At 57.8% G+C, this 19,250-nt stretch carries 18 protein-coding genes; 8 read left to right on the top strand and 10 right to left on the bottom strand.

Features of this window, described 5'->3' with window-relative positions; translation table 11 throughout:
* Nucleotides 1–10: 10 nt before the first annotated feature.
* Entirely contained in the window at nucleotides 11–1,588 is a 1,578-nt protein-coding gene (locus FN806_RS14585; protein WP_142638416.1) for a DUF5928 domain-containing protein, read from the bottom strand.
* A gap of 142 nt (nucleotides 1,589–1,730) precedes the next feature.
* Between FN806_RS14585 and FN806_RS14580 the strand changes: the two genes are divergently transcribed.
* Entirely contained in the window at nucleotides 1,731–2,549 is an 819-nt protein-coding gene (locus FN806_RS14580) for a sulfotransferase family protein (RefSeq protein WP_142638414.1), read from the top strand.
* 185 nt (nucleotides 2,550–2,734) lie between these two features.
* Here the strand turns inward: FN806_RS14580 and ilvD are convergent, their stop codons facing one another.
* Nucleotides 2,735–4,567 (bottom strand): dihydroxy-acid dehydratase, encoded by a 1,833-nt coding sequence (ilvD, locus tag FN806_RS14575; RefSeq protein WP_142638412.1) that lies wholly within the window; start codon nucleotides 4,565–4,567, stop codon nucleotides 2,735–2,737.
* A 106-nt stretch (nucleotides 4,568–4,673) separates the two neighbouring features.
* Between ilvD and FN806_RS14570 the strand changes: the two genes are divergently transcribed.
* The 4 genes from FN806_RS14570 to FN806_RS14555 all read left to right on the top strand — a co-directional run bounded on the left by FN806_RS14570 (nucleotide 4,674) and on the right by FN806_RS14555 (nucleotide 7,622).
* Complete coding sequence (locus FN806_RS14570; protein WP_142638464.1) at nucleotides 4,674–5,231, top strand: helix-turn-helix domain-containing protein; 558 nt, start codon at nucleotides 4,674–4,676, stop codon at nucleotides 5,229–5,231.
* 2 nt (nucleotides 5,232–5,233) lie between these two features.
* Complete coding sequence (locus tag FN806_RS14565) at nucleotides 5,234–5,503, top strand: CBU_0592 family membrane protein (protein WP_142638410.1); 270 nt, start codon at nucleotides 5,234–5,236, stop codon at nucleotides 5,501–5,503.
* Nucleotides 5,504–5,583: 80 nt separating this feature from the next.
* Nucleotides 5,584–6,438 (top strand): 3-mercaptopyruvate sulfurtransferase, encoded by an 855-nt coding sequence (gene sseA, locus FN806_RS14560; protein WP_142638408.1) that lies wholly within the window; start codon nucleotides 5,584–5,586, stop codon nucleotides 6,436–6,438.
* Nucleotides 6,438–7,622, top strand: coding sequence for an amino acid aminotransferase (locus FN806_RS14555; RefSeq protein WP_142638407.1), 1,185 nt, complete (start codon nucleotides 6,438–6,440; stop codon nucleotides 7,620–7,622). Before sseA ends, FN806_RS14555 begins: the two co-directional genes overlap by 1 nt.
* Nucleotides 7,623–7,686: 64 nt before the next feature.
* Here the strand turns inward: FN806_RS14555 and FN806_RS14550 are convergent, their stop codons facing one another.
* Nucleotides 7,687–9,009: an ammonium transporter gene (locus tag FN806_RS14550; protein WP_142638405.1), complete on the bottom strand. Its 1,323-nt coding sequence runs from the start codon at nucleotides 9,007–9,009 to the stop codon at nucleotides 7,687–7,689.
* Nucleotides 9,010–9,042: 33 nt separating this feature from the next.
* A complete protein-coding gene (locus tag FN806_RS14545; RefSeq protein WP_142638403.1) occupies nucleotides 9,043–9,381 on the bottom strand; it encodes a P-II family nitrogen regulator in 339 nt (112 codons plus the stop codon).
* Between the two features lie 258 nt (nucleotides 9,382–9,639).
* Here FN806_RS14545 and FN806_RS14540 point away from each other — a divergent pair, with 258 nt between their 5' ends.
* Together FN806_RS14540 and FN806_RS14535 are read left to right on the top strand one after the other, a co-directional pair.
* Nucleotides 9,640–11,823 carry a transglycosylase domain-containing protein gene (locus FN806_RS14540; RefSeq protein ID WP_142638401.1) on the top strand — a complete coding sequence of 728 codons (2,184 nt, stop codon included), beginning with the start codon at nucleotides 9,640–9,642 and terminating at the stop codon, nucleotides 11,821–11,823.
* Nucleotides 11,824–12,029: 206 nt separating this feature from the next.
* The gene (locus FN806_RS14535; protein ID WP_142638399.1) at nucleotides 12,030–12,542 is read left to right on the top strand and encodes a class I SAM-dependent methyltransferase; all 513 of its coding nucleotides are present in this window, start codon (nucleotides 12,030–12,032) and stop codon (nucleotides 12,540–12,542) included.
* 137 nt (nucleotides 12,543–12,679) lie between these two features.
* Here the strand turns inward: FN806_RS14535 and leuB are convergent, their stop codons facing one another.
* Both leuB and FN806_RS14525 read right to left on the bottom strand, forming a co-directional pair.
* Entirely contained in the window at nucleotides 12,680–13,783 is a 1,104-nt protein-coding gene (gene leuB / locus FN806_RS14530) for a 3-isopropylmalate dehydrogenase (protein ID WP_142638396.1), read from the bottom strand.
* A 141-nt stretch (nucleotides 13,784–13,924) separates the two neighbouring features.
* Nucleotides 13,925–14,818 carry a LysR family transcriptional regulator gene (locus FN806_RS14525; protein ID WP_142638394.1) on the bottom strand — a complete coding sequence of 298 codons (894 nt, stop codon included), beginning with the start codon at nucleotides 14,816–14,818 and terminating at the stop codon, nucleotides 13,925–13,927.
* Nucleotides 14,819–14,904: 86 nt separating this feature from the next.
* On the opposite strand from FN806_RS14525, the gene FN806_RS14520 reads away from it, so the two are divergent.
* Nucleotides 14,905–15,804, top strand: a complete 900-nt coding sequence (locus tag FN806_RS14520) for a sugar nucleotide-binding protein (RefSeq protein ID WP_142638392.1) — start codon at nucleotides 14,905–14,907, stop codon at nucleotides 15,802–15,804.
* 6 nt (nucleotides 15,805–15,810) lie between these two features.
* Here FN806_RS14520 and FN806_RS14515 read toward each other — a convergent pair whose 3' ends face one another.
* From FN806_RS14515 to FN806_RS14500, 4 genes are all read right to left on the bottom strand, one after another.
* Nucleotides 15,811–16,839, bottom strand: coding sequence for an endonuclease/exonuclease/phosphatase family protein (locus tag FN806_RS14515; RefSeq protein WP_142638390.1), 1,029 nt, complete (start codon nucleotides 16,837–16,839; stop codon nucleotides 15,811–15,813).
* Nucleotides 16,836–17,666, bottom strand: coding sequence for a hypothetical protein (locus FN806_RS14510; RefSeq protein WP_142638388.1), 831 nt, complete (start codon nucleotides 17,664–17,666; stop codon nucleotides 16,836–16,838). Before FN806_RS14510 ends, FN806_RS14515 begins: the two co-directional genes overlap by 4 nt.
* Nucleotides 17,667–18,028: 362 nt before the next feature.
* Nucleotides 18,029–18,634 carry a 3-isopropylmalate dehydratase small subunit gene (leuD, locus tag FN806_RS14505; RefSeq protein ID WP_142638386.1) on the bottom strand — a complete coding sequence of 202 codons (606 nt, stop codon included), beginning with the start codon at nucleotides 18,632–18,634 and terminating at the stop codon, nucleotides 18,029–18,031.
* Nucleotides 18,635–18,676: 42 nt separating this feature from the next.
* Nucleotides 18,677–19,231 carry an HdeD family acid-resistance protein gene (locus FN806_RS14500; protein WP_142638384.1) on the bottom strand — a complete coding sequence of 185 codons (555 nt, stop codon included), beginning with the start codon at nucleotides 19,229–19,231 and terminating at the stop codon, nucleotides 18,677–18,679.
* Nucleotides 19,232–19,250 lie beyond the last annotated feature (19 nt).

The following is a 19,250-nucleotide window of genomic DNA, read 5'->3' as shown; positions in this document are numbered from 1 at the left end:
CGCCGGCTCATCAATCTGCAAACAGATAATCCAGTCGCATGATGGCCTGCGCCTGTTCCTGTGAAACATTCAGAAACTGGACAATGGCGTCTTCGTTTTCTGCCCGGTCGCTGGTTTCCCGCAGGCGTGCATGTCGATCCAACGCGGTGCCCCGGATCAATTCGGATTCGTATTCCATCGCGTTGTGCAAGGTTGGGACAAGCCGTGCCACGGTTTCGGTCGGGCTGTCCTGACCGGCTAACCCCACACGGCGGGCGTGGCCGATCAGGTAATCGTCGGAATATTCACACTCGACTTCAAGCACATGGGTTTTGACCTGGTCTGCACAGAAGTCCTGAATGATTTCGATATCTGAGGGATCGATGCATAGAACCAGCCGGTCGGTTTCGAAACTGTCAAACAGCATCCGCACAAGAGCACGCCGGTGGCGGGACCGTTTGAGCAAGGTCGTTTCGATGCCACCCAGATCGGGCAGAGCCGTATCCTGTTCGTTGAACAGATACTCGACACAAGGGATATCGGTTTCGGATTTAATCTGATCGACCAGACGCTTGGCCACATGCCATTTCTTGCATACGATCAGGAAAACATCGCGGTCCGGTCCCAGCGTATTTCCGGCCTCCCAGAACCTTTGCTTGTGGCGGCGTCCGACGCGCCCTCTTGCGGTTAAGAAACTATGGAGATTGCGGCCTTCATCCGAGATGTGAAAATCCACCCCATCCGCAGAATAGAGCTGGCCCAACCGGTCCTTCAGCTCATGTGCCTCGGGGCTGATTTTGCGGGCGAACAGAAAATCCTGCCCTAACAGCATGTCGTAATGGTCGTTATAGAATGTCACGGGCATTCCGTAGTCCGAGAACATCAGGAATGTTAGCGTTCGGTTGTCGATCTCTTCACGGGGAACAAGGTGGCGGACAAGCGTTTGAAAGAAGGTCTCATCCGGTATCCAGGTGGTCGAGAAAAAGCGGATTACGTCCGGGCGCTGGGCCAGGAATTCAAAGATCATTTCAACAGTATGACGGCGCAGACACCACCACTGACTGCCGATCATGATCTGGATGTCAGCCGGAACCTCGCGGGTCAGACCAAGTTTTTTCTGTACGTCATAGGATGTATAGAATCGTCTGCTCTGGGTGCGTTCATTGAAGAAATGGCGATAGATCAGCCGGTCTTCTTTCATGCCGGTCTTGATCCAGTTACTGGCAAAAAAGTCGTGGCTTTCGACAAAATCCCTGTCGTTGTCGTTCAGGAATTGATGCGCGTATTCCGCTGTTTTGATCGCCATGCAATCCCCTGACAGCATGTAGAAATGCGTCGCGCGGGGAAAGGCCTCGAGGGCGGCTTGCACTGCGTTCAATGTGGCCTGTACCAAAGACCACTCGCCCCAACCGCATTTGATGCGTTTGGTTGCAAAAGTGACATTCGAATTGGCCTGAAGAGCGCCCTGAATGCGTGCATAGGCCTCGCGACTTGCGCGGGCGTCAAAATGTATGGCCATGCAATCGCCAGCGGCGGTTAGCTGCTCGGCCTGCGCAATGATTGCGTCAGGGTCCTTGTGGCACAACAAAATGTAGGCAATTTTTGCCATTTCAGTTCTTTGTTATCCGTTTCTGCCCGGTTCCCTCTGTGATACTGAGGATGAGCGATTGAATAAACAGATTATTTTTGGTTCTGTAGATACAAAAGCAGGCGCGAATAGTGAGTTACGACCTGTTGAGGAGGCGCAGCAAATGGGTTTTCCCGGTACATGGATGACCGAGAGCGAGAGCATGGTTTACCGTGTTGTCCCGAAATGTGCATGCTCAACCATCGGGCAAATCATGTATTTTTCGGATCATGGCCGGTTTTTTGACGGCGATATCCACGATGCCAAGGACGGGATGCATAAATGGGCGTTCGGTCCCAGCCAGGAGCCGATTTCGACAAATGTCCGAAATCATAACTCCTTTTCTTTCACCTGCGTGCGGAACCCGTACACGCGAATTCTCAGTTCGTTCTTTGACAAGATCTGTGGAATTCAGCGCAACGGCAAACGGTATCGCGGCAATCTGGTGCCGACGCTGATCTACAATTACGGCATCGAGGTTGGCGGAGAGGACGGTCAGGGTGATTTCGACCAGGTCGCCAGTTTCCGCAGATTCCTGTTATTTGCTCGTGACACGATCAGGTGGCGCAGGCCCATGGACCCGGATATCCACTGGTCCGCCATGTCTGGCCATGTGTCGACCTTTATTGCAAATGGCGGACGATATGATCGCATCTTCTGGACCGAGAAGTTCAACGATGGGATGCAAGGTGTTCTGAGCAACTTGGACACGCCACACAAGGTGGCCCTGTCCGAAATCCCGCGGTTCAACGAATCCGAAGGCCACGGACCCAAACGAAAGCATCCTGTCGAGGACTATTTCGACGACCTGTCGATGCATCTTGTCTACGAGATCTACAAACAGGATTTCGATCTATTCAAATACGATTTTGAAGATCCGGCCAACAAGATGCCGATCGCCGAGATTGATCTGGATGAAGTCCACGCCAAGCTTGGGGATTGAGCTGGAAATCACCTTCTCCCGCCCATCGGCAATGTATCTTGCGAAACATCTCCTCTGGTTGGGCCTGGCGCCGCGCTATGCGCCGCGCCAGGCCCAAGACCGAAGCCGATAGCGCTAGAAGGCGCGGGAGCGCTTTGGGAATTGATTGGGCCGGATCAGTTGATTTGGTGCCCGGCCCTTATGTCTTAGACCTCCCGCACGGCCCCTTTTGCCGCGCTTGTTGTCAGTTTGGCATAGGCTTTGAGCGCGGTTGAGACTTTGCGCTTGCGGGGCGCTGCCGGTATCCAGCCTTTTGCATCCTGCTCCTGGCGTCGTTCGGCAAGCACTTCATCTGAGACTGCCAGATGGATCGAGCGGTTCGGGATGTCGATTTCGATCTGGTCACCCTGACGCACCAACCCGATCACACCGCCTTCGGCTGCTTCGGGTGAGACGTGGCCGATCGACAGGCCGGAGGTTCCACCCGAGAACCGTCCATCCGTCAGCAAAGCACAGGCTTTACCCAGACCTTTGGATTTCAGGTAAGACGTCGGGTACAGCATCTCCTGCATGCCCGGCCCGCCGCGCGGGCCTTCATAGCGGATGACCACCACGTCGCCCTCTTTGACCTTGCTGGTCAGAATGTCGTTCACCGCCTGATCCTGGCTTTCGCAGACATAGGCCGACCCGGTGAAGGTCAGGCTGGCCGGATCGACACCGGCTGTTTTCACGATACAGCCGTCGCGGGCAATATTGCCGAACAGAACCGCCAGACCGCCATCCTGGCTGAACGCATGTTCTTTCGACCGGATCACGCCGCCTTCGCGGTCGGTGTCCAGCTCTTTGTACCGGTTTGACTGGCTGAAGGCCTGCGTGGTGCGCACACCGCCCGGCGCGGCCTTGAACAAGTCTTGCGCCTTGGGGTTGTTGGCCACCTTGATGTCCCAATTGGCAATCGCCTCACCCATCGTGCCGGAATGGACCGTGCTGCAATCCTCGTGCAGCAACCCGGCGCGGCTGAGTTCCCCGAGAATTGAGAAGATGCCACCGGCGCGGTGGACGTCTTCCATATGCACATTTTCGGTATTGGGTGCGACTTTGCACAGACAGGGCACCTGACGGCTGAGACGGTCCATGTCGGTCATTGTGAAATCCACCTCGCCCTCATGCGCGATGGCCAGCAGATGCAGCACCGTGTTGGTCGATCCGCCCATGGCGATATCCAGGCTCATGGCGTTTTCGAACGCCTCGAACGTGGCGATTTCGCGCGGGAGGAAGCCTTTCTCGTCCAGATCATAGTGCCGTTTGGTGATCTCGACGATCCGGCGACCGGCTTCAAGGAACAGCTCTTTGCGGTCCGCATGTGTGGCCAGAGTCGAGCCGTTGCCCGGCAGCGCCAGACCCAGCGCCTCGGCCAGACAGTTCATCGAGTTGGCGGTGAACATGCCCGAGCACGACCCGCAAGTCGGGCAGGCGTTTTCCTCGATATGCTGAACCTGCTCATCGGTGAACTTGTCGTCGGCCGCGGCCACCATAGCGTCCACGAGGTCGATCTTTTTGGCGTCCAGATCGGCGATGTCGATCTTGCCCGCCTCCATTGGCCCACCCGAGACGAAAATGGCGGGGATGTTCAGGCGCATCGCGGCCATCAGCATGCCGGGCGTGATCTTGTCACAGTTCGAGATGCAGACCATCGCATCAGCACAGTGCGCGTTGACCATATATTCAACAGAATCCGCGATTACCTCACGCGAGGGCAGCGAATACAACATCCCGTCATGGCCCATGGCGATACCGTCATCCACGGCGATGGTGTTGAATTCCTTGGCAACACCACCCGCGGCCTCTACCTCGCGGGCGACCATCTGACCCAGATCCTTCAGGTGCACGTGGCCCGGTACGAACTGGGTGAACGAGTTGACGATGGCGATGATCGGCTTGCCGAAATCGTCGTCGCCCATGCCAGTCGCGCGCCACAGGCCGCGGGCACCGGCCATGTTGCGGCCATGGGTTGAGGTTCTGGATCGGTACAATGGCATATGCTGTTTCCCTTTTGCCTCGGGTTGCATGTCTTGGGGTTTGTGCGTTATAGCGCACGTACCACATGTGCGCTATAACGCACAAGAGGATTCGAAAGACGGCATCATGGCACCGGACGAGATCACGCTGAAATTACGGGACATGCGGGCGGCATCCGGGCTGAGCCTGTCCAAAGTCGCCGAGATGACAGGCGTCAGCAAAGCCATGCTGGGGCAGATCGAGCGTGGCGAATCCAGCCCGACCATCGCCACTTTGTGGAAGATCGCCAAGGGGTTCCAACTGCCGCTGAGCGCGCTGATTGAAACCGCGAATGGGGACCCCTCTGTTTTTCAGACCGTGACTTTTCCGGGCAGCATCGAGGTCAAGATCGTCTTTCCGTTTGATTCCGCGCTAGGGGCCGAAACCTTTCACGTCAGTCTGACCCCAAACCAATGCCACGAGTCGCCCGCGCATGCGGCGGGCGTGACCGAAGAGGTCTTTGTCCTTTCCGGTACGCTTGAAATTCTGCGTGGTGAGGCCTGGGTGCCGCTAAACGCTGGACAGGGTCTGCGTTTTGCCGCCGATCTGCCGCATGGCTATCGTGCGGGCGCGCAGGGGGCAGCGTTTTTGAACATGCACCATTATGGGCAACACAGCGAGTTTCCTGAAAACGGCAAGGGCTGATCATGACTGCGTTTCTTGACACTTTGACCATCGCGGATGGAATCGGCTCAATCGGGGCGATGATCGTGGTCGCTGCGTATTTCGCCACGCAGATGCGGATGATGAATTCCGACGACCTGGCCTTTCCAGTGGTAAACCTATTGGGGTCGATTCTGATCGTCTATTCGCTGTTTGAGAACTTCAATTTGGCCTCGATGCTGATCGAATCCTTCTGGATTTTGATCAGTCTGATCGGGATCGCTCAGTTTTTCCGCCTCAGGCGGGCCCGTTAGCGGTACAGGCCGCCATCCAGCCTTGAACAGACATGCGCGCGCGTATAGGGACAAACCAAGCGCGCATAGGGGAGGCATTGATGCAGGACGATCCCAAAACCCTCGTTTCAACCGAATGGCTTGCGGCCCATCTCAAGGATCCGGACCTGCGGGTCCTGGACGGATCATGGTATCTGCCGCAACACGGACGCGACGCCAAAGCGGAATATGACGCGACCCATATCCCCGGCGCGCGATTCTTTGACATTGATGATATTGCCGATCTTCGGTCGGACCTGCCGCATATGGTGCCTCCGGTCGAGAAATTCATGTCGCGCCTGCGGGCGATGGGCGTGGGGGATGGCCATCAGGTGGTGGTCTATGACGGCTCGGGGCTGTCTTCGGCTGCGCGGGTCTGGTGGATGTTCCGCCTGATGGGGCAGGACAACATTGCCGTGCTGGACGGTGGCTTGCCGAAATGGCTGGCCGAGGGGCGAGAGGTTGAAGACCTGCCGCCTGTTATCCGCGACCGCCACATGACCGTGCGGGTTCAGAACCATCTGGTGCGTGATGTCACGCAGGTATCTGCCGCAGCCAAGCTGGGGGATCACGAGATCATCGACGCACGCGCAGCCGGCCGCTTCGCAGGTACCGATCCCGAGCCGCGCGAAGGGCTGCGGTCTGGTCGTATCCCCGGATCACGAAACGTCCCCTTCGGCACCTTGCTGAACAAGAATCACACGATGAAATCGCCCGAGGAATGCCGCGCCATTTTCGAGGCCGCTGGCGTCGACCTGTCGAAACCGGCGATTACCTCATGCGGGTCGGGTGTGACTGCCGCGATTCTCAGCCTTGCGCTCGAGCGCATGGGCAAGAAAGACCACTCGCTTTATGACGGCTCCTGGGCTGAATGGGGTGCCTTCCCGACCCTGCCCGTCGCAACCGGAGAGACCTGATGTTTGAACATCTCAAGCCGCAACCTGCCGACAAGATTCTAGCGCTGATGCAGATGTACCGCGAAGACCCGCGCGATCAAAAGATCGATTTGGGTGTTGGCGTCTACAAGAATGCCGAAGGGGTGACCCCGGTGATGCGTGCGGTGAAAGCGGCCGAAAAGCGCATTCTGGAAGAGCAGGAAAGCAAGGCCTATACCGGTCTGGCGGGCGATCCGGCCTATGCTGATGCGATGATTGGCCTGATCCTGGGCACCTCGGTTCCACGCGGCAACATCGCTGCCGTGGCGACGCCCGGCGGAACCGGTGCCTGCCGTCAGGCATTTGAGATGATCCGCATGGCCAACCCCTCGGCCCGCGTGTTCGTCTCGAACCCGACCTGGCCAAACCATCTGTCGATCCTGAATTACCTGGGGATCGAAGCGGTTCCATACCGCTATTTCGATGGCGAGACTCGTGGCGTCGATTTCGACGGCATGATTGCCGATCTGAATACCGCCAAGTCGGGCGATGTGGTGTTGTTACACGGCTGCTGCCACAACCCGACCGGGGCCAACCTGAACCTGGTGCAGTGGCAGGAAGTGGTGAACATCATCAACGAGCTTGGCCTCGTGGCGATGATCGACATTGCCTATCAGGGTTTTGGCGACGGTCTGGAAGAGGATGCGCAGGCGACCCGCCTTGTTGCGTCTTCAGTCAAGGAATGCCTGATTGCCGCGTCGTGTTCCAAGAATTTCGGCGTCTACCGTGAACGCACCGGCCTATTGATGGCAATCAGCGCAGATGCGGGACAGACCGCGCTGAACCAGAGCACGCTGGCCTTTCTGAACCGCCAGAACTATTCATTCCCGCCCGACCACGGCGCGCGCGTGGTCACCACGATCCTGACCGACCCCGTCCTGCGGGCCGACTGGGAGGCCGAGCTGGAAGAGATCCGCTTGTCCATGCTGGGGCTGCGCCAGCAACTGGCCGATGAGCTGCAACGCCACAGCGGCTCCGACCGGTTCGGCTTTGTCGCCCAGCATCGCGGCATGTTCTCGCGCTTGGGCGCGGCACCGGAACTGGTGGAACAACTGCGCGCTGATCACGGCATCTACATGGTCGGCGACAGCCGTCTGAACATTGCCGGGCTGAATGCCAACACGGTTCCGATTCTGGCCAAAGCGATTATCGACGTCGGAGTTTAAATCTGCGGAAAAAAAAGAAACCCGGGCGACACCGCCCGGGTTTTTTGTTGGATTGGGTTGGATATCAGCCCTTGGAGAACTCCGGGTACGCTTCCATGCCCAGTTCCGCCATGTCCAGGCCGTTGATCTCATCCTCTTCGCTGACTCGAATGCCGACGGTGGACTTCAGGATCGACCACAGGATCAAAGCGCCGACAAAGGTGAACAGACCGTAGGCGAGGATACCCAGCAGCTGCGTACCCAGGCTGGCTTCGCCGTAAAAGATCACGGCGATGGTGCCCCAGATCCCGGCGAACAGGTGAACCGGGATGGCACCGACAACGTCGTCGATCTTGAACTTGTCCAGCATCGGAACCGCGAAGACCACGATGATACCGCCTACGGCACCGATCCACAGCGCGCCGAACAGCGTCGGGGCCAGCGGTTCTGCAGTGATCGACACCAGGCCGGCCAGCGCGCCGTTCAGCACCATGGTCAGATCAGGCTTTTTGTACAGCAGCTGTGTCAGGATCAGGGCTGCCACTGCGCCTGCCGCTGCGGCCATGTTGGTGTTAGCAAAGATGCGCGACACGTCGGATACGTCACCCACGGTTCCCATCGCCAGCTGCGAGCCGCCGTTGAAGCCGAACCATCCCAGCCACAGGATGAATGTCCCCAAAGTGGCCAGCGCCAGGTTCGAACCGGGCATCGGATGAACCTTGCCGTCTTTGTACTTGCCAATCCGCGGACCCAGGATCAGGGCACCTGCCAGAGCCGCCCAGCCGCCAACCGAATGCACGATGGTCGAGCCAGCAAAATCCGAGAAACCAGCCTCGGACAACCAGCCACCGCCCCACTGCCACGAGCCAGAGATCGGGTACATGACGCCGGTCAGAACAATCACGAAAACCAGGAAGGGCCACAGCTTGATACGTTCGGCTACAGCACCCGATACGATCGACGCGGTTGCGGCCACAAACACCAGCTGGAAGAAGAAGTCCGAACCAACCGAAGCATAATCCAATGCCGCGGCGTCAGCACCCACGCCCACCGGATCCAGGACTGTGGTTTTGAAGAACGGTCCAACCCACCCCGCGATGGTCCAGCCGTCGCCGGGATACATCAGGTTGAAGCCGATCAGCCAGTACATGATCGCGGCAAAGGAAAACAGCGCCACGTTCTTGATCATCTGCATGGCCACGTTTTTCGACCGCACCAGCCCGCCTTCGAGCATGGCAAAGCCGGCGGCCATGAAGAACACCAGGAACCCTGCCATCAGAAACAGCAGCGTGGTGAAGATGTATTGTGTGTGCAGCGCGGCTTCGCCGGTGGCGGCCTCCTGCGCTAGGCCAATCTGCGGCAGCGCGACTATCGCGGCGGCAGGGATGAGAGATTTCATCAGGTTCATTGTCAGTCCTCGAATAGTGTTGAGTGGGGGCGCTTAAAGCGCCTCTTCGTTCGTTTCCCCGGTCCGCACGCGCAGGGCCTGCTCAACGTCGAGGACGAAAATCTTGCCGTCGCCGATCTTGCCGGTCTTGGCGGATTTGGTGATGGTTTCTACGATCTGGTCGGCCATCGTGGCGGGCACCACGATCTCAAGCTTGATCTTGGGTACAAAGTTCACCGCGTATTCGGCACCGCGATAGATTTCCGTGTGCCCCGATTGCGAGCCGAAGCCCTTGATCTCGGTTACCATCATGCCGCGTATGCCCGCGTCGGTCAGTGCCTCGCGCACCTCCTCGAGCTTGAACGGTTTGATTGTTGCAATAATCAGTTTCACGCTGTTCCCCTCTGCTTCCCCGGTCTGTCCGGCGTGTTTGCACCTGCAGAAAAAGAGCGTGCCGAAGCTGTGTAAGGAACGGTTCAGTGGTCAAATTCGGGAGGAATTGGTGAGTGAGTGCACAATTTTTGCACAGATTCTGCATATCGATTAAAATATAGGCGCGTTAGAGAGGGTGCATTCCGGAAATTCAGACCTCTACTTCATCGGTATAGCAGGGTATGGTGCCTCAAAACGATAACCGGGCAGAGTTTGAGCATGACTGAGTCCAGGCGCCGCAAGGCACCGCTTGTGGCGGACAAAAGATACGCGTCGAAGGGGCGAAAACCCACGGCGACCAAAGGCACTGCGAAACCCGCAGGCAAAAAGGCTGCGGCGCGCAAAACGACAACCCGAAAAAGCACACGGAGAAAGACACGCCGGAAATCCGGCGGTGGTGGTGGCTTTTTTCGCCGGTTGTTTCGCTGGGTCTGGCGCCTGATCTGGGGGGTAAGTTGGCGCGTGGGCGCTGTGGCTGCCCTGTTGCTGGCGCTGGCTGTCGGGGTTGTCTATACCTCTTTGCCTGATGTCGGCGCCTTGCTGGACGGGCGTGCGCGCGGGTCTGTCACCTTGTTGGACCGGGATGGCAAGGTCTTTGCCTGGCGTGGGGATCAGTTCGGCGGGGTAATCACCGCGGACACGGTTTCTCCGTATCTGAAAAATGCAGTGGTCGCCACCGAGGACAAGCGATTCTACCGCCATTTCGGCGTCAGTCCTCGGGGTGTCGCTAGCGCTGTGCGTATCAACCTGCGCGAAGGGCGCGGGCCTCTGTCTGGTCATGGCGGATCGACCATCACCCAGCAGACGGCCAAACTGTTGTGCCTGGGCGTGCCATATGTCCCTAGCGAGTGGGAGTCTGAGGCCGCCTATGAGGCTGATTGCCGTCAGGGATCCCTGTGGCGCAAGGGCAAAGAGGCTGTCTATGCGATCGCGATGGAGGTCAAATACTCCAAGGATGAAATCCTGACCATCTATCTGAACCGTGCCTTCCTCGGGTCCGGTGCGCGGGGTTTTGAGGCGGCAAGCCAGCGCTATTTCGGGATTTCTGCCGCCGAGGTCAGCCCCTCGCAGGCGGCGATGCTGGCTGGTCTGCTGGTGGCGCCGACGCGGTATGCGCCGACAAATAACCTGCAACGCTCGCAGGATAGGGCGCAGTTGGTGATTGGGCTGATGGAGGCGCAGGGCTATCTGACCACTGCCCAGGCCAGCGGGGCGCGCAGCAACCCGGCGCAATTGTCTGCGGCTGCGGCTGCACGCGCCGGTGGGTATTTTGCCGATTGGGTCATCACGGAACTGCCCAGCTTTTTCGGCTCGGACACCACCGATGACGTGGTGATCCGGACGACGCTGGACCAGCGCCTGCAGAAATCCGCAGAAGAGGCATTGCAATATATCTTCAAGGAAAAGGTCCGCGAAGGGTCCAAGGCGCAGGCCGCGATTGTGGTGATGTCCGCAGATGGTGCCGTGCGGGCGATGGTCGGCGGGCGCAAGACCCGCGTATCGGGCGCATTCAACCGGGCCACACAGGCGCTGAGGCAAACAGGGTCGTCCTTCAAACCCTTCGTCTATGCTACCGCGTTGGAACTGGGCTATTCGCCTCTGGATACGGTGGTGGACGAGCCCTATTGCATCAATATCGCCGGTTCGGGGCAATGGTGCCCCAAGAACTATACCAACAAGCATTATGGGCGCGTCACGCTTGCTGATGCCCTCAAGAACTCGTTGAACATCCCGGCCGTGAAAGTGGCCGAGGTTGCCGGTTTGGAAAATGTCCGTACCGTCGCCAGTGAGTTTGGCATTGAAAGCAATCTGGCCGAGGGACCCGCGCTGGCGCTGGGCGCATCGGAAAGCACGCTGATTGAGATGACCGGGGCCTATGCCGGTATCCTGAACGGCGGTTCTGCAGTTGAGCCCTATGGGTTGACCGAGCTGAAGCTGCTGGGCGACGACGCCCCTCTGATGGCGACGAGCACCGGCATCGGTGAGCGGGTGATCAACGGTAAGGCTGCCAAGCAACTGACCTGGATGATGGAACGTGTCGTGTCCGAAGGCACGGGCGGGCGCGCGAAACTACCCGGCTGGCAGGTGGCAGGTAAGACCGGCACCACGCAGGCGGCGCGGGATGCCTGGTTCATCGGGTTCACGGCTGATTATGTGACCGGAGTCTGGATGGGTTATGACGACAACACCCCCCTGTCCGGCGTGACTGGCGGCGGGTTGCCAGCCGAGATTTGGAAAGAGACGATGGTGCGCGTGACTGACGGGATGACGCCCACACCGCTGCCAATGCTGGCCCCCGATCCGCCCGTCCGGCAAGAGCAACCGAGGCGTCAGCGCCGCAATCAGGGCAATGGGTTCGAAAATGCGATCAACAACCTGCTGAACAACCTCTTTGGCAACTGATGTAGGCAAGGAAAAGTCGGCGCGCAGGGTCAGCCAATGACAGCATATGGTGCAGAATGCCCGATTCGCATCCGTATCAACGTGAATCCCATCTCTGAACTGCTCTGCCGCTGCCAACATTGCAACTTCCGATATGCGGGACATTCCTGCCGCTCACGAAATATTTCACTTAGCTAATCACGTGGATATCTACTAACGCTGATTCCATGGCTTACAATTACGACAAACTGTACGGCGAGACACGAAATGCATTGGGGCAACCAACTTCGGTTTTTGTCAAATTTTTCGACCAACTCGACCAACATAACGTTCGTGTCCTGGACGTGGGGTGCGGACAAGGCCGTGACGCTATTTTCATTGCGAATTTGGGGCATCGCGTTGTGGGAGTGGACATATCCCCCAATGGCATTCGCGATCTAAGAGCTGCAGCGACAAAAGAAAATTTAGAAGTTGAAGGTGTTGTGGCTGACATCACTACCTACAACCCAGAGGGTCTATTTGACATAGTGCTGATCGACCGAACACTGCACATGTTAGATCGCCCATCTCGGGGCACGGTTCTGAATTCGTTGATGGACCATGTAAGCGATGACGGATGGCTTCTAATCGCGGATGAGTCGCCCAATATTGCAGACTTTAAAGCCACCGCTTTGGCCCATGGTTTGGATTGGAAAACACATTTCGCAGAACGCGGTTATCTGTTTATGCGCCGATCTTAACGAACACATTGGGCTCAAAGCAGACTAACGTCGTCCGTGGCAAGAGCCCGTGCAGACTGCGTGCCAGTGATCCACGCCATCGGCTATAGATGGGCGGCGCATCTGGCGCCGCCTCTATTTTCGGTTGTGACCTCTGATCAGAGGCTGTCGTCCAGCGCCGCCAGAATCGCGTCGCCCATTTCCGTGGTGGAAACCGGCGTGACCCCTTCGTCGGCCAGCAGGTCGCCGGTGCGGACACCATCGGCCAGGACTTTTTCGATCGCGGCTTCCAGACGGTCAGCCTCGGCCCCCTGATCGAAGCTGTAGCGCAGTGCCATGGCAAAGCTCAGGATACAGGCGATGGGGTTGGCCTTGCCCTGACCGGCGATATCGGGTGCGGAACCGTGGACCGGCTCGTACATCGCCTTGGGGCGGCCATTGGCCATTGGTGAGCCCAGGGAGGCGGACGGCAGCATGCCCAGTGAACCGGTCAGCATCGCGGCACAGTCCGACAGGATGTCACCAAACAGGTTGTCAGTGACGATCACATCAAACTGCTTGGGCGCACGCACCAGCTGCATCGCGCCATTGTCGGCATACATGTGGCTCAGCTCGACCTCGGGATAGTCCTGAGCGACCCGGTTTACGACTTCGCGCCATAGAATGCCGGATTCCATGACATTGGCCTTTTCCATCGAGCACAGTTTTTTGTTCCGGCGCATCGCCAGCTCAAAAGCCGAGCGTGCGGCGCGTTCGATCTCGGATTCGGTATAGCGCTGGGTGTTGATGCCGACGCGTTCATTGCCTTCCTCGAAGATGCCGCGCGGCTCACCGAAATAGACGCCCGAGGTCAGCTCGCGCACGATCATGATATCCAGACCGGCAACGATGTCTTTCTTCAGAGACGAGAAATCCGCCAGCGCGTCAAAGCATTGTGCCGGGCGTAGGTTCGAATACAGGTCCATCTCTTTGCGCAGCCGCAGCAAGCCGCGCTCGGGCTTGAGGCTGAAATCCAGATCGTCGTATTTGGGTCCACCAACAGCACCCAGCAGAACTGCGTCCGCCTCCTGCGCCTTGGCCATGGTTTCGTCCGACAGCGGTTTGCCATGGGCGTCATAGGCGGCACCGCCGACCAGATCCTCGCTCACGTCGAATTCCAGGCCGCGCTTGGCACCGAACCAGTCGATGATACGGCGCACTTCGGCCATGACTTCGGGGCCAATTCCGTCTCCGGGCAGGATGAGGAGCGAGGGGTTGGACATGAAGGATCTCCTTGCGTTTGACAGCAAAGGCCCTAGCGCCTGCGCCGCATCGGGTCAATGAGACGAACCGGCCTAAACGCAGGTTCTGGACGGGAAATCGGGTTTCCGTGCCCTTGCTACGTCACGGATAGTGTGAATCAGTCAGAGATCGGCCTTTATCCCTTCGGCCAACATATCCCAGACTCGTCGGATTCGTGTCGTTTGCCGCATCGCCTGCGGAGCGGCAAGCCAAACCGGCAGCGCAGGGATTTCGACGTTTATGTCCAAAACCTCTACCTCTGGGTCGGCCTCGGCAACTCTCACGGCGCTAAAACCGATACCGCAGCCCGCGCGGACCAGTTCCCAATAGGCAGTCTGAAAGTCGCAGCGTGTGGCAAAGCTGTCCCGGTTCACCGGCCAGCCCATTTCGCGCATGCCGATAATGATTTGCTCGTTCGCATCAAACCCGACAAGGTCATGGCTCAACAGATCGTCGGGAGAATTGGGGCGGCCGGCACGATCCAGATAGGACCGGCTTGCGCAAAAGCACAGTCTGATTTCCCCCAGATGTTTCGTGATAATGTCCATCTGTTCCGGCCGAAACATCCGCACTGCGATATCGGCCTCGCGGTAGAGCAGGTTCTCGGTGGCATCGGTGGCGACCAGTTCCAGTTGTATCGCGGGTTCTGCTGCCCGTATTTGGGCCAGAATCGGCGGCAGCAGGTGATGAGAGGCAAAGACCGACGCGGTGATGCGCACCGACCCTTCCAATTCCTGAGACTGGCCTGCGGCCGTCAGGCTGAACGCGTTCATGGCTACGTGCATCTGTTGCGCCATCGGGAAAAGCTGCGCCCCAACTTCGCTTAGCTTCAAGCCCCGCGCATGCCTGTCAAACAGCGAGACGCCAAGCTCATCCTCAAGTGCGTGGATCTGGCGACCCAGGGTAGGCTGGCTGCGGTTCAACTGCCGGGCAGCGGCAGACAAAGATCCGGTTTCCGCTACAGCCAGAAAGCTCTGGATCAGAGACCAGTCAGAGTGGGTGATAGATTTGTCCATTCAAAAATGAATACACGTTCTGCGTTTGGCGGCAATTCCTGAATTGAACTGAATGGCTCATATTAGATGGACAAGAGGAGGCTTATATGACGGGAACAGTCCTTATTCTGGGTGCGACGGGTCGGTTTGGACGCAATGCCGCAATAGCTTTTCGCGAGGCGGGCTGGACCGTACACTGCTTTGATCGCAAGACGCAGGACCTGAAGCGATCTGTCGAAGGGGTGGATGTTGTCGTCAATGCCTGGAATCCGGCCTATCCGGACTGGGCGCGACAAGTCCCCGAACTGCATCGTGACGTGATCAATGCGGCAGCGGATCACGGTGCAACTGTGATCCTTCCCGGCAATGTCTATGTTTTTGGCGCGCAAACGCCGGGGCCATGGTCGTGTGCAACACCGCATGCGGCGCATAATCCCCTGGGCAGGATCCGGGTTGAGATGGAAGAAGCCTATCGAAAATGCTCTGTAAGAACGATTCTTCTCAGGGCAGGTGATTTCATTGACACTTGCGCCTCGGGGAACTGGTTCGATCAGGTCATGATCAAGCCTTTGGCACGCGGCAAGATGGTTTATCCCGGTCGCCCGGATATCCCACACGCCTGGGCCTATCTGCCCGACCTCACCCGAGCGGCCGTTGCGTTGGCTGATATCCGCCAGGACCTTCCCCGGTTCTGCGAGGTTCCTTATGCCGGGTTTACCCTGACCGGCCGGGATATTGCGCAATCCTTGTCGCGGGTGACCGGTGCCGAAATAGCCGTCAGCCCCATGAAATGGTGGCCGATTCAGGCACTGCGGCCTTTCTGGAAGTTAGCGCCACATCTGGTTGAGATGCGCTATCTATGGGATCTGCCGCATAGTTTGGACGGCGCATTCTTTGACGACCTTATTCCTGGATTTCAGACGACCGACTTGGACGCGGCGATGGCTTCTGCGATCCCGAAAACAGCCAAGCAGAAAGCGACTTTGGTCAGAACTGCCCGGGCCTGACCAGCGTTAGCGATGTCCCAGGTCCACCCAGACAAGCCGGTGCCGGCTGGCCTGTTCGGCGATTGCGCGCAGGTCTGCGCCCGTGTCGGGCCAAAAGATGCCCGCATCCACAACGCGTAGATCTGCCGAGGGCAGAACGTAATCTACCCGCATTTCTCCGACGGCTTTCCACTCAACCGTGGCCAATGCCCCCGAGGGGGTGGCAGGCTTTGCATCCTGCAACCGCGGGTCTGCCAGCAAGCCCTGGATAGCCTCTTTCCGGCCTTCCCCGCGCGTGGGATCCAGATTTGCATCCCCAGCAATCACGAAAGGCCCGTGTGGGGCAGGGCCTAGAGCACCGTCCAGCACAGCGTTCCACAAGCGAATTTCGTCACGATTGCGCAACCCGTTCCGGTCCTCGGGTCCGTCGAAAACGGGCGGGGTCGCGTGAAATGTCATCAGGTTCAGGTGGCCGATCGGGGACTCGATTGGTACGATCCAATGTGCCACCGAGGACAGTCGCTGAATGCGCTGGGCGGCTTCAGAGGGAAATGGCGTGCCATCGACCGTCGGCAGATCAGCCCCCGGCAGGTCGCGCCACAGTACTCCTGAGAAATCCTGCATGTCGTCATGGCTTATGGGAAACCGGGACAGAATGGCCAGCCCGCCCTGACCGGTGAACTCGCCATAGCCTTGGGAATCTCTTGGTCCATTGACCTGCCCGTCCCCGTCCAGATCCAGACTGGTTTCCATTCCTGAATTAGGCTTGGCGGTAAAGCGATAGGGATAGTCCAGCCCCTCGTCGCGCAGCGCCTCACCGAATGCGGTCAGCGTTTCGCCATTGAGATCCCAGTCGATGCCCTGCAAGGCAACGATATCGGGTTGGGTTTCCAACAACACCTGCATCACAGCACGAACCTGTGCATCCCCGCGCCGGATATCGCGCAGCAGAATGCCCGGTCCTTTACGGCTGAGTTCGGTGTTGAAGGTGGCTATGCGTATCGTCTCTGCCTGTGCCGCGAATGGCAGCAAAAGCAGCAGAAAAACGCGAATCATGCGGTCTGTGTTGATTCAGTCGTAGAATAGGCGCGGCGTTTTTCGACAATCAGGTTTGCAATGCGCAGTGTCGCCATTCCTCGCATGATCATGCTAGCAGGCAGAAAGGCCCAAGCGCTCAACGTCCAGATCAGCGTCTGGGGACTGTTCAGCGAGATCGGGCTCACATAATCGGTCAGGATCTTGATCAGAGCCGGGATTACAAACGGCAGCAGGACGCCGATCGAGATGTTCAACCGTCCATCACGCTGCAGACGGGTCACGACATCGCCACCCTTGGTCGGATCGAACAGCGGCAGATTTGTCCAGACGTTGAAGGCTCCGTTTCCGGTGGGCCAACCACGCATTTTCACCGCGTAGTAGAAACTGGCGATTGTGACCATAGCTGCGACATAGGCCACACTGGCAGCGATACGAACAAGTTCGATCAGCGGCGCGCTTGCGTTGACAGGCAGCATCAACACGATCAGACGCACGGGTGAATAGGGGAAATCGACCACATTGGCGACGCCCAACCCGATCACATAAAAACCTGAGGTCAATTCTGTCGGCGAATAGGCGTTTTTGCAGATCAGCGTCAGGAAAGCGACCATCGAAACCAGCCCAACAAAGCGCAGGCGGTTCACTGGTGGTGCGTCGCGAAATTCAATAAAGCTTGGGAAGGCCGAATTATATTCGGCGAAGGTCAGGAAAAACGCGAGAATGGCGAGAAAGACGACAATCTCGGTCCCATTCGTTGATGATACGGGCAAGTACAACGCGGGTGTCAGCACCAAAAGTGCAACCAATATTCCCCGAATTGCCGCCCCTGTTGTGCGCGCAATCACTATCCGAACCCTTTCAAACTGGATTAGCCGATTCTTTGCCGACTTCATTCCAACTTGTGCCTGCCACGTTACCGTTGCAGCAGATGTCATCTCTCACCAATGTTTTGCCATGGTGGGTGCCTGTACCCGCCGACATTGGCGATAAGCGACATTTCGCTCAAGCCAGGTGGCAGAAAACACTCAATTTTGGGCAAAATGATGGCGCAACTGGTGCGGGATTGCATCATTTTTGACGCAAATCCGACGTGTGTTTCAAGTCGAGACCTATATGTAGTGGTTTCGCCGTTCAGAACCCCAAGAAGGCGAATGGGGACGCCGTGGCGTCCCCATAAAGTTGAGTATCAACAGATTCGTTCCCAGAATCACACCCAGGGGCGTGCTTGGCCCGCATGATCCTCGAACTTCTCGATGTGATGGTCTTTTTCCATCGTCAGGCCAATATCGTCCAGACCGTTCAGCAGGCAGTGCTTACGATGAGAATCCACCTCGAATTCGATCACGACACCATCGGATGTGGTGATCTGCTGATCTTCCAGATGCACGGTCATGCGGGCGTTTTCGCCTCTATGCGCGTCTTCCATCAGAACCGCATGATGTTCTTCTTCGACCACGATGGGCAGGATGCCGTTCTTGAAGCAGTTGTTGAAGAAGATGTCGGCAAAGCTGGTCGAGATCACAACCTTGATGCCGAAATCCTTGATCGCCCAGGGCGCGTGTTCGCGCGATGAGCCGCAGCCGAAATTGTCGCCAGCCACCAGAATCTCGGTTTGCCGATAGGCGGGTTTGTTCAGAATGAACTCTTCATTCTCACCGCCGTGATCGTGATAGCGCATCTCGTCAAATAGTACGACGCCAAGGCCGGATCGTTTGATCGTTTTCAGGTGCACTTTCGGAATGATCATATCGGTGTCGATATTGATCAATGGCATCGGGGCGGCCACCCCGTGGACTTTGTCAAACTTTTCCATGTCTACACTCCTGCGGGGGAGGGCCGCGCCCATGCCCCGCGTTTAAGCTTGTTTCGCTTCAGTTGTTTCGTCTTTGGGTGCGTCTTTGATGAAGAGCGCCATGAACACCAGGCCCAGACCGTTGAACACCATCTCGATCCCCAGCAGGATGCCGAGCAGTTGCAACAGCACGACAGGATCGGTTGCTGCGAACCGCCAGATGAGCATCGCCAGAACAATCGACATCACGCCCGAGATCAGTGTCGCCCAGAAATACTGCGTACCTTTCATCTGGAACGACAAAATGACCCGCGCAATACCGCCTGCCATGAACAGGATCAGGCAGACCGTCGCCAGCGTCACGGTGCCCTGCAGCGGGTGATCCAGGAAGGACCAGCCCAGAAACAGCATCACCGCACCCATAATAAGCGACAGGATTTTGTTGCCGGTGCCCTCGACGGTGAACCCACCGACCACCTGCAATGCCCCTGAAATCAGCAGCAGTACGCCGGTCACCACCGTTACGGCAATCGACGCCACTGCAGGCGCGCCCAGCACAAAAAGGCCGAACACTATGGACAGAAGCCCCATCAGGAGCCATTTGATCCAGTCACTCATGTCTTAAATCCCTCAAATA

The organism is Ruegeria faecimaris (assembly GCF_900182615.1).
Classification (GTDB): Bacteria; Pseudomonadota; Alphaproteobacteria; order Rhodobacterales; family Rhodobacteraceae; genus Ruegeria; species Ruegeria faecimaris.
The sequence above is the reverse complement of the archived record's forward strand: the minus strand, read 5'-3'. Positions and strand labels throughout refer to the sequence as shown.